Source organism: Stenotrophomonas sp. STEN022, from assembly GCF_056760155.1.
In genome coordinates, this window is the sequence record NZ_JBRREG010000134.1 from 1 (window position 1) to 9504 (window position 9504).

Annotated in this window: 11 protein-coding genes; 10 read left to right on the forward strand and 1 reads right to left on the reverse strand. The window is 59.8% G+C overall.

All coding sequences use genetic code 11. The features are described 5' to 3' along the window. On the forward strand, window positions 1-178 hold a 178-nt coding region (locus ACVOMF_RS19335), incomplete at its 5' end, for a YdcH family protein (RefSeq protein WP_481510717.1). Window positions 179-348: 170 nt separating this feature from the next. Here the strand turns inward: ACVOMF_RS19335 and ACVOMF_RS19340 are convergent. Next, on the reverse strand, window positions 349-1953 hold the full coding sequence (locus tag ACVOMF_RS19340; protein ID WP_481510707.1) for a winged helix-turn-helix domain-containing protein: 1605 nt from the start codon (window positions 1951-1953) through the stop codon (window positions 349-351). A gap of 199 nt (window positions 1954-2152) precedes the next feature. Between ACVOMF_RS19340 and ACVOMF_RS19345 the strand changes: the two genes are divergently transcribed. The 9 genes from ACVOMF_RS19345 (at window position 2153) to ACVOMF_RS19385 (ending at window position 9163) form a co-directional block, all read left to right on the forward strand. Then, window positions 2153-2611 (forward strand): hypothetical protein, encoded by a 459-nt coding sequence (locus ACVOMF_RS19345; RefSeq protein WP_481510708.1) that lies wholly within the window; start codon window positions 2153-2155, stop codon window positions 2609-2611. 44 nt (window positions 2612-2655) lie between these two features. Continuing rightward, window positions 2656-3030, forward strand: coding sequence for a hypothetical protein (locus ACVOMF_RS19350; RefSeq protein WP_481510709.1), 375 nt, complete (start codon window positions 2656-2658; stop codon window positions 3028-3030). A gap of 115 nt (window positions 3031-3145) precedes the next feature. Continuing rightward, window positions 3146-4711, forward strand: coding sequence for a hypothetical protein (locus ACVOMF_RS19355; RefSeq protein WP_481510710.1), 1566 nt, complete (start codon window positions 3146-3148; stop codon window positions 4709-4711). Between the two features lie 2 nt (window positions 4712-4713). Then, window positions 4714-5838 (forward strand): hypothetical protein, encoded by a 1125-nt coding sequence (locus ACVOMF_RS19360; protein WP_481510711.1) that lies wholly within the window; start codon window positions 4714-4716, stop codon window positions 5836-5838. A 371-nt stretch (window positions 5839-6209) separates the two neighbouring features. Continuing rightward, window positions 6210-6692, forward strand: a complete 483-nt coding sequence (locus ACVOMF_RS19365) for a hypothetical protein (RefSeq protein ID WP_481510712.1) — start codon at window positions 6210-6212, stop codon at window positions 6690-6692. A 46-nt stretch (window positions 6693-6738) separates the two neighbouring features. Beyond that, a complete protein-coding gene (locus ACVOMF_RS19370) occupies window positions 6739-7161 on the forward strand; it encodes a hypothetical protein (protein WP_481510713.1) in 423 nt (140 codons plus the stop codon). Then, window positions 7158-7667 carry a hypothetical protein gene (locus tag ACVOMF_RS19375; protein ID WP_481510714.1) on the forward strand — a complete coding sequence of 170 codons (510 nt, stop codon included), beginning with the start codon at window positions 7158-7160 and terminating at the stop codon, window positions 7665-7667. The genes ACVOMF_RS19370 and ACVOMF_RS19375 overlap by 4 nt, the downstream gene beginning before the upstream one ends. Window positions 7668-7718: 51 nt before the next feature. Next, entirely contained in the window at window positions 7719-8291 is a 573-nt protein-coding gene (locus tag ACVOMF_RS19380; RefSeq protein WP_481510715.1) for a hypothetical protein, read from the forward strand. After that, on the forward strand, window positions 8288-9163 hold the full coding sequence (locus ACVOMF_RS19385; RefSeq protein ID WP_481510716.1) for a hypothetical protein: 876 nt from the start codon (window positions 8288-8290) through the stop codon (window positions 9161-9163). Before ACVOMF_RS19380 ends, ACVOMF_RS19385 begins: the two co-directional genes overlap by 4 nt. The last annotated feature ends 341 nt before the right edge of the window (window positions 9164-9504 follow it).

The following is a 9504-nucleotide window of genomic DNA, read 5'->3' on the forward strand; positions in this document are numbered from 1 at the left end:
GAACCAGCGCATCGCCGAGCTGCGGGCCGAACACCGCGCTCTGGACGAACGTATCGCCAAACTGGCGGCCAACCTCGACGACGACCTGGACGCAAAGCGCCTGAAGAAGCGCAAGCTGCAGCTCAAGGACTGCATCACCAAGCTGGAAAGCATGCTGATCCCGGACGAGCCAGCCTGAGCGCAGCTCAACGCAAAACCCGCCAACAAACAGTAGTGCCGAGCCATGCTCGGCACGGGCTTTCCAATACAACCCATCAACCCCGCAGGGGTTGTGGGAGCGGCGTAAGCCGCAAAGCGGGCAGCGTTCCGGACGAGCCGACCAGATGACATCCACTCGGTCTCACCGCCTCAGATACAGGCAGACGTCTTTCCACCCTTGGTAGTTCCCTCAGCCACGACGACGCATCGGGCGGTTTCAAGCGCCTTGCGCGCGCCAATGGTGTAGTGGCTGTTTTCACCAAATTGGCGCACATAGGCCGAATGGGCGTGCTGCAACAGCGGCAAGGCCTCTGCATGACGGCCACTTCGCAGGAAAAGTTCGGCCATTCCCACCTCCACCTCGAGCGTATGCGGATTCTCGGGGCCCATCGCCGCTAGTGAGCCGTGATACACCGTATCCAGCACCGTTGCAGCTTGCTCATAGCGCGCCAACGCCACCAGATTCATTCCATGCAGATAAGAAGCGCGCAACCAAGTTGGGCTGGAGTCGTCGCCCAGCAAAGAAAAATCGGCTGCAATCTGCGAGAACTGCGTTTCGGCCTTGTTGAAGCGACCGGCTCGACTGTGCAGCACGGCCAAATTGGTACGCGCCTTTATCAGCTCATTGCGGTCATTCGCATCTACCCGCAACTGGCTTGCAATCACACCTTCGCAGGCATGCAGGCCCGCGTCGTATTGCTCACGCCATATGTGCCAGTAACAGCTCGCCCTGTGCGAGAGCAGGGTGGTCTCCGGGTCAGCCAAGGCGAGCTGCTGGCGTGCCGCATCGGTGTCATCGATGAGCCGCTTGGCCTCATCAAAACGGGAGTCGTCAGTCAGGTCGGCAGCCAGACGGTAGCGCGCCCGCTGGGTTCGGGTGTCGTCAAGGCCAAGGTGTTTCTCGAACAAGGCCACAGCGATGCGTTCCTGCTCTATTGCCTTGGCGATGTTCATGGCCTCGCCATGCACCTGGCCAATGGTCATTCGTACCGTGGCCTCGACCACGGGCTGGTCGCGCAGACGCGTGCCGATACGGGCCGCCGCATGCTCGATGGCCTCATGGATCGTCAGCTCCCGCTTTCCGTTCAGCGCATAGGGTGATGCCGCGCCAAGCACGTCCTGATTGAAGAAACGGTTGACCGCATCGGCAATGGCCGCGTTTTCCTCCGCCAACCGATTGGCCTCCTTCAACGCATCGCTGGCCTGTTGCACCCGCCATTGCTGCCAGAGCGATACCAACAGGAGCACTCCCATCGCCGCGATACTCGCCAGCATCCACTGGCGTCGGCGCTGTGACTCCTGCAACAACCGGCCCTGCCGTTCCACGGCCTCGGCACGCAGGCGCTCCCGCTCCACCTCGATCGGATCAGGGGTTACTGGCCCCTGCACGGGCTCGATGGCCATTGTCGGCGTGAACCGGGCCGGACCATTGAGCCGGTAGCCATACCCGTGAATGACGCGCAGTGCCTCGCTGGAAGACCCCAAAGCCATGCGCAGGCGACTGATGGCCTTGGCCAGCGAGTTCTCCGCAACTACCCGCCCCGGCCAACCCGCTGCCAACAACTCCTCCTTGCTGACAATCTCCCCGGCGTGCTTGAGCAGATAGCGCAGGATGGCGTGACTGCTGCGTTCCAGATGCCGGGACTGCCCATCCGCAACCAGCCGGCCATCGGTTTCATGCAGTTCGGCATCGGCAAAGTGCCATATTCCCGGCTGCGGGCGCTTGGAGGCATCCTGCTCACTGTGATGATCCATCGTCCCTGTCCCCTTCAGCGACCGCTCTCCCCGGAGGGAGCAAGCCATTGATTTTCATGAGCCCTCTGGAGAGGCTCCAGTAGTCCCGTCATAAGCTTTCAGAAACTTTCCAGCTTCGGCAAAGACGGACAACTCATCTTCGTGCACCGTCCCACAGCCCGGCCCGAGATATGCCGCGAGCATACAGGGGGAACCGCATATGAGCCTTATCAAGGCCCGCAAATGGCCGGCGTGGCTTGCCCGACGCTGCGGCAGCCATCCCACCAGGGGTGACCAAGCACGCAAGGCCCGCTCATACCTGACAGCGCTGTCAGGCGTGGCTTTGGGCACGGCAGTGGCCCTGCCCCTGGCCGCAAGCCCCAACGGGGACGCCGACACCATTCACGCCTACTGCGTGGCCACGGACATCGACCAGGGGCGGACATTCTATTCGGACGTATTCCCGGTGCAGCGTCGCCGTTACTACGACAACCACACCACCTTCGCCATCGCCTTCGCACGCCATGTGGATGCGCGCTGGGATGCCAGCACCGGCTACGAACGCTGCTGGCATGACGAGCTGGCGCTGGACGTGCGCATGGAGCGCGACCGCCGCGCCGCCGAACAACAACGCGCCATCCGTGCCTTCGAGCCGGTATTTGTTCATTGGCGGCCGTGAAACCCGTCCCCACTCCACTTCACCATTCCCACCGGGGAAGCACCATGAAGATAGACCACTCCTTACCCCTCCTCCTGCTGCTGGCGGTAACCACACTGCCGGCCTTGGCCCATGCCGACCCCATCTACGTATATGGCATGGCGCAGTCCTCTGATAGCGGGGCCTGTTATGTGTCCGACAGCGTCATTGCCAGACCGGAACTGGAATCCAACACCAGTCAGGAATATTTCGACCAGATCGAAGAAGAAAGAAAGCGCTGGCGGCGCGCACTTGACCGGCAGGGCATAACCGATACCAGCACCAACGGCCGTCGCATTGTTGACCGCAACCGGCTCGGCCGCGATGACGCTGAGGATGACCGCCGTACACATGTCCACGGTTCCACCTACAGCAAAGCCTGCGTGGTGGTGCAGTGGTGATGTGAAAAGCACAGGTCGGGGATATATCCCAGGCGATACCCAGAATATTTTCTTATCTGGAGCTATTTCCTGATTCATGGAGAAATTTCAGAGCCACAACTACAGGAGGAAGGACATGACTTCTACCAAATGCTTCTGGCATATCTTGGCCTGCGCACTGGCGGCTTTTGCTTCCGACCGCGCTTCTGCCGATAACGGACACGCCACAGCGGTCTTCCTTGCCGATCCGCAGATCCACAATGTCTACGGTGGCAGCATCAAGCAAGAATGGATCATTTCAGATTTCGCGGCGGGTGTTGCGCAACGCCCGCCTGAGTTGAACCTACTGGCGCCCTATGTGCTCACTGAACTCCTCAGCCGTGCCAGTGAGATGGCGGGACCGGAGGGGTCGAAGTTGGTGGTCATGCTCGGCGACACAACCAATGTTGCCTGCAGCAGCGAACTTGATCGTTATAACGGCAGCATCAAAGCAGGGCTTAGACCGGATCAACTCCTTCTGGCAGCACATGGCAACCATGACAGTTATCTGATGGGTACGGTCAACAGCTATGTGCCGATGGATGGCGTACTTAACAAGACGATGGCCAACTTCGTTGGGAAAAAATTGCCTGTAGATGCCTCATGGTGGTCCAACCCTGAGTCGGATATTGGCGGGACGAGTTGGAGAGGTGCCTGTGCCAGCCCAAGCAATGGCCTGCCCCTGAACAAGGGACAGTGGATGGTCAGGTACGCCAAATCGCTAGGGATAGAGTTGCAATCGATTGAGGGCGGCAGCGACGAAGATGGATACCCGTTCGAAGCCAAGATCAAGAGCGGCACCAAATTGGAAGCACTGAACTACCGCCTCTTGGGTCGGTGGTATCCGCCGGCTTTTCGAAAAAATGAGGGAAATTACTGGGACCTGCAACGGGTATCTCTTTCATACCTGGTCCAAGCAATTGATCTGGAACCTGGCCATCGATTGGTGCTGATCGATACGTCCACTTGTGAGGTTGCTCGGGGTGGCTTGGATTACAAGAGCAGCAACGCTGGCACTCACGCTTGCGTAGGAAAAAAACAGATTGACGACATTGCGGACATCATCAGCACCGACAGTTCGAAAAAGCTTGTGTTTGCTGGACACTATCCGTTCAACAAGCTCGAAGAGGACCGGTCGAGTCTGCATAACGTCATGTCACGCAATGGCCGGCAATGGATGTATGTGTCCGCACACACCCATAGGCCGCGTCCGGTGGAGTGGCATTCGGGTGGCGTCGAAGTGAACATCGGCTCGACAACCGACTGGCCAATGGAAGCCAGCGTCATCGAGTTTGGAGCGTCGGTACCAATAGTAAGTAAAGCTATGCTCGACGTCCGACCGAGCATAGGCTACAACCGTCCCGCTTCCTTTCAGGGAACCGAACTTTGTCGTCACGTAGATGCTGCGGAAAAACTGGCGGGACTCGTACTAGATCGGCCAGTTGACACATGGGAATCACCCGGAACCTGGCTCAGTTACACAAATTGCTGGAGTATGAGCCAGACGGTTGGATTCAATAGGCTGGCGGCTGCCGAGCGGAAAATAGCTGAGCGCATCGCGAAAGATGAGAATTACAAGAAGCGTGTTCTGGAAATTGCCGCTAGCGCGAGCTTGAATGAGCATCGCCGATTCAACCTGGGCGATGTGATCGGGGGACTGTGACGATGAGTGCACAAGACCGCTCATCGGGTCTGGCTATTCGTTCGCTGGCCGCACTCGCCCTTTTGGCCGGTTCGGGCTGCGCCTCCGTCTCCAGCTTGCGTGGCAGTGACATCCCAGACACGGGTATCCGCACAAGCTGGGAGTCCGCAGGCATTGAAGATGCCCGCAGCGAGTTCCAGGCTGTGTTCTGTGCCCAGTACGCGGAGACTGGCGGTGAGGCGCGCAATTGCCAAGAGTGGAGTTGGCATCCTGCGGGGGCACCAGCGTTACCGACTGCTGCGAAAGGACGAGTTCCGGATTCTGCGCGGAAGCCTACGCTGGTGATTATTCCGGGAATCTTGGGCGAGTGCGTCGATCAATGGGTTACACCGTTCTCGGACGGGTATGAGGCCCTGCGTCGCAAGGGTTATAACATTCATGTTGTCAAGGTGACGGGGCGTGGATCATCCGCGCAGAACGCCAGGCAGATACATGCGTACATGCTCGAGCATGGAAAGAATATCAGCGACGCTGTCGTAGTCGCCTACTCCAAGGGCCTGAGCGATTTCATGTTGGCCTTGACCCAGCCGGAGGCGGCGGCCTGGCGGGCGAAGGTGGGCGGTCTCGTCTCAGTGGCCGGCACCGCCAATGGCTCTCCGCTGGCCAACCAGGCGGCTGGACTCTATGAGCGGGTGCTGAAAAGCGCACCGTGGTCCACTTGTAAGCCGGCTGACGGAGGTGGGGTGCGTAGCATTTCGTACCGCCAGGCAATGCAGGTGCGTAGGGCGTTCCTGGCCATGCCCGATCGTGTACCGGTCTACAGCATCGCGGCGGTAACTTCGCAAGGGCGGGCGAACCCGGTTCTTTCGCCCTTTGTCGGTGCGTTGTCGGCTATTGACGACCGCAACGATGGTCAATTGCTACTTGAGGACGCTGTGCTTCCCGGCAGCGTGTTATTGGGCATCTACCACGCCGATCACTGGTCCATCTCACTACCTTTCGAGTCCAGCGACGCATGGCAAGTGAAGGCGCTAGGCACCAACAATCATTTCCCAAGGCAGGCCTTGATAGAGGCGTTGATGCTTTACGTGCCGGCGCGGCTTGCTCAAGACCATGCAAGAGGGGCAGTGCCGCCGGCACCCAGATAAGTGAGTCGGGCTAGGTGGACTGGATGCATACCCCTCGAATAAATCGGCTTCAAATTCAGCACGTGATGAACGCATAGAAAATGCTGTGGACCTTAGCAACCCCCCTCGTCTCTTGCTTGTTTGGCGTACCTGCGTTCGCACAAGTCGAAGACTTGGTGCATTCCTGCAGAGCCTCCAGCGGCGAGACCCTGTTGCTTCGTACATGGATTAACGAGGGTGAGCGGTATTGGTCAACGATGAAAACCGGCGAACGGATTGATTCAAACGCAGTAAACTCAACATCAAGCGATATCAAGCATGGCGAGGTCGGGTTTCATCCCTCAGCTCAGGCACTTGCCACCTGATCGGAATATTACCGGAGACCAAATATAATGAGAAAACTAAACAGCACGATCCTTCTAGCTTTACTTATTTCACAGGCACAAACCTCCTCGGGCTCTGAAAACTACCTATCCATACTTGAATGCAGCGCAAATGACCGCGCGACCTTCACGATAAAGATATCAGGAACAAACGAGAATCCATCCCTCCAATTTTGGGACAAGGATCAATCCCAATGGAGCTCCAATTATTGCGCGCCAGAAGTTGTTTCCGGCGGCTTCAAGTGGAAGCAGACTTGCCATTTTTCACCGGGACAGTACGCGACGTTTATAGAATCAGTTTCAACAGTAGATGGTCATACATTTGGGAACTTTGATGAATACACCATCAGCAGAACCGACGGAGCGTTAAAGATCAATGAGGTTGGCTTGAATGGATGGAATGAGCAGCCCATTGGTCGACGACTGTGGAGAACCAAGTCCGGCCGCTGCCAAAAGACTGAAGAGCCAAAACCACCAAAGCCAGTGCTTTAACGCAAGAATGAATAGAGGATCCAGAGACACTTCCGAGCGAAGCCCGGTGCCAATCCGATCCGCCACCACCACCAGCATCCTGCTATTCCTTCTGATGCCGGACGCCACCGCCCAAACCCTGCGCTGCGAAACGGAAGGCCATGGCACCGACTGGATGCAGGTTTCCCCCGACGAAGGTTGGCGGGAATGGGAGGGCAGCGCGTGGGGGCCGTCGCTGTGTGGGCGGCAGGTGCAGAGCTCGCATCTGGTGGAGGATTGGCAATGCCGCTTCGGCCGGCAGCACCACGTATTGACCTACACCCTCACCGACCGGCACAGCGGCGGGGTCTATCGGCGGGAGGAAATGCTGGAGCCTGGCAGCGGTGTCTACCACCTGCGCATCGACGACGGCACGCATGTGCCCGATGGCGGCAAGCGCTTGAAGCTGGAATTCAGCGGGCGCTGCGTGGCGGTGGATGCGATGCAATGAGTCGCCGTGACACTGTGGATGTCCGCTGCCCCCGCTGCGCCGGGCGAGCCGTGTTCCGCGAGCCTTTCGTGTTCCTCACGGAACCAGCTGCCGACAGGCCCACGCGCCGCTGGGGCGGGTGGTATGTGGCGGAAAGATACCCTCAGCTTTTGCCGTGGCAAGCGCCGAAAGGCAGTTCAAACCAGTACCTGACCACCGCCATTGATGATGTGCAGGGATATGCGTTGTTGCACCGTGGCGTGGTGGAGTGCACGGCGGGTTGCGCGCATTTCGTGCACGTTCTGGAATGGCCGGAGGATGCGTGGTGGCAGTGGTCGATACGCGGCGAGATGCTATGGGCGTGGGACCGTGAACATGCCCGGCAAATACTCGACTACGTGCGTGCAAGCGACCGACCGCCGCGCTCCACTTCCGGCGCGCTTGGCAGCCTGCCGTCGTTTTTTTTGTCGGCAAAGATACGGGATGCCGTGGTCAAGATGATGGCGCGCAAGTTGGCCGCAGCTTGAGTACCGGGAACGGCCCCTGCCTGCTTTTTTCATTTCATGGGGATGATGGCCATGTCTTTGCGTTTTTCCTTCCGTTGCCTGTTGCTCGGATTGGCGTTATCGATGGCCGGCGCGGCGCAGGCCGACTCATGGGCGCCGCCTTCGTTGAAGGTGGTCACCAGCAGCAATGGCCAGGCGCTGGTGCGGGTGACACCTGGCAGCTTGCGTGGCGGCAAGCAGCCCGGCGTGGAGCTGTATGACTATGACGCAAAGAACGCGCAGTACGCGCTGAAAACCCGCTTCCCATTGAGTAACCGCATTGCCCCTGTGGAGGTGTTGTTGACCGGGCAGGGCGAGTTGATCGCGCTGGACGAGTGGGCGCAGATGGGGCAAGGCATGGTGTTGGCCGTGTATGCGGCAGATGGCAGGCCACGGCTGCAGTTCACGCTGGACGAACTACTGGGCGCGGAAGCGGCGGCCAAGGCACCGGCGTCGGTTTCATCAACATGGTGGCGCTGCCGCAAGCCGAGGCTGAGCCAAGACGACAGCGCGTTGCTGATCAACACCTACGACAACGGTGAGTTGCACGTGGAATTGTCCACCGGGAAGGTGCTGTACGAAGCCGGCAATGGGCGCTGCACATGAAGTGGATGGCCTTGAGGACAACACTGGCGGCAGCAACACTTGCCGCGCCGACCGCACATGCCGCCCTGGCATCGGAGTACTACCAACAGGCACGCGAACAGGCGCCGCACCACCTGCAGGTGCGGCTGGTGCAGGTAACGCTGCTGCGCGGGCAAGCACGGGCAAACTGCGAGGTGGAAGCAACCGTACTGCGGGATTTTCGTGGCACCCTCGCAAAGGGCACGCCGCTGCGCTTTACGTTGAACTGCACCGCACCGGGCGTACGGCCAATGCCCGGCCCGAACGCGTGGCACGACTACCAGGAACTGAAGGCCGGCCGCTTCATGGAGGGGTTCTTTCGCGGTGCGGGCGCAGGCATTGTGCCGGTTTACGGGCAACTAGCGCAGGTTGCCACCGAGCGCGAGTGGCCGTGGTGCGAGGCCGAGAGCGGCCGTTGCGACCTACCTCCGCCGGAGCCAACACTGGTAATGGAGTGCAGCACGCCAGGGCTGGGAGGCACCGGCAAGCAGGTCCATAGCGGCTGGGTCATCAAGATCGCCAACCACCGTATGTGGTTCTGGAACGACATCAAGCAGCTGCATGCGGGCGCAGGCCGACATTGGCAACCACACCTGTGGGAGCCACAACGCACGCCATCGCCGTTGCTGGTGGAGGGTGACCGCTACACACAGGTTTCGCACCTGTACTCCGATGGCGGCGAAATGCTGCTGATGACGCGCACCTTCATCTACGATCGCTCGGCCGGGGAATTCGAGGAGCGCCATGTGGACCACGAAAATGGTGGCCAAGGCTTGATCCGTGGCACCTGCCGGCCGATCGCCGACCCGGAAACGCAGCCTGCCCCGGCCGATGGCCGGCAGGCTGCTTCCTAGTCGAAGGAATACGTCACGCCCCACACGCATTGCCGCTGCCGACATTCGCACCACTGCTCGAACGTGATGCCCTCCGGCTGCTCGCTCCATGAAAGGAAGTCCTCAACCAGCTGACGCTGCTGCGTTGGCGTTCGGACGGCGAGCAGCATTGGCTGCGGGTGGATGCACGCGATGCCGATGGCAGGCTGCTGGGCAACCAGCTGTACGTAAACTGGCCGCGCTGACCGGCCAAGCTGGCGGCATGTCCGAGCTGCCGCCAATCCACGAGCTGAACCAGCGCATCGCCGAGCTGCGGGCCGAACACCGCGCCCTGGACGAACGTATCGCCAAACTGGCGGCCA

Coding starts and splice junctions, on each gene's coding strand:
- ACVOMF_RS19340 (WP_481510707.1), bottom strand. CDS start 1,953: ATGGATCATCACAGTGAGCAGGATGCCTCCAAGCGCCCGCAGCCGGGA.
- ACVOMF_RS19345 (WP_481510708.1), top strand. CDS start 2,153: ATGAGCCTTATCAAGGCCCGCAAATGGCCGGCGTGGCTTGCCCGACGC.
- ACVOMF_RS19350 (WP_481510709.1), top strand. CDS start 2,656: ATGAAGATAGACCACTCCTTACCCCTCCTCCTGCTGCTGGCGGTAACC.
- ACVOMF_RS19355 (WP_481510710.1), top strand. CDS start 3,146: ATGACTTCTACCAAATGCTTCTGGCATATCTTGGCCTGCGCACTGGCG.
- ACVOMF_RS19360 (WP_481510711.1), top strand. CDS start 4,714: ATGAGTGCACAAGACCGCTCATCGGGTCTGGCTATTCGTTCGCTGGCC.
- ACVOMF_RS19365 (WP_481510712.1), top strand. CDS start 6,210: ATGAGAAAACTAAACAGCACGATCCTTCTAGCTTTACTTATTTCACAG.
- ACVOMF_RS19375 (WP_481510714.1), top strand. CDS start 7,158: ATGAGTCGCCGTGACACTGTGGATGTCCGCTGCCCCCGCTGCGCCGGG.
- ACVOMF_RS19380 (WP_481510715.1), top strand. CDS start 7,719: ATGTCTTTGCGTTTTTCCTTCCGTTGCCTGTTGCTCGGATTGGCGTTA.
- ACVOMF_RS19385 (WP_481510716.1), top strand. CDS start 8,288: ATGAAGTGGATGGCCTTGAGGACAACACTGGCGGCAGCAACACTTGCC.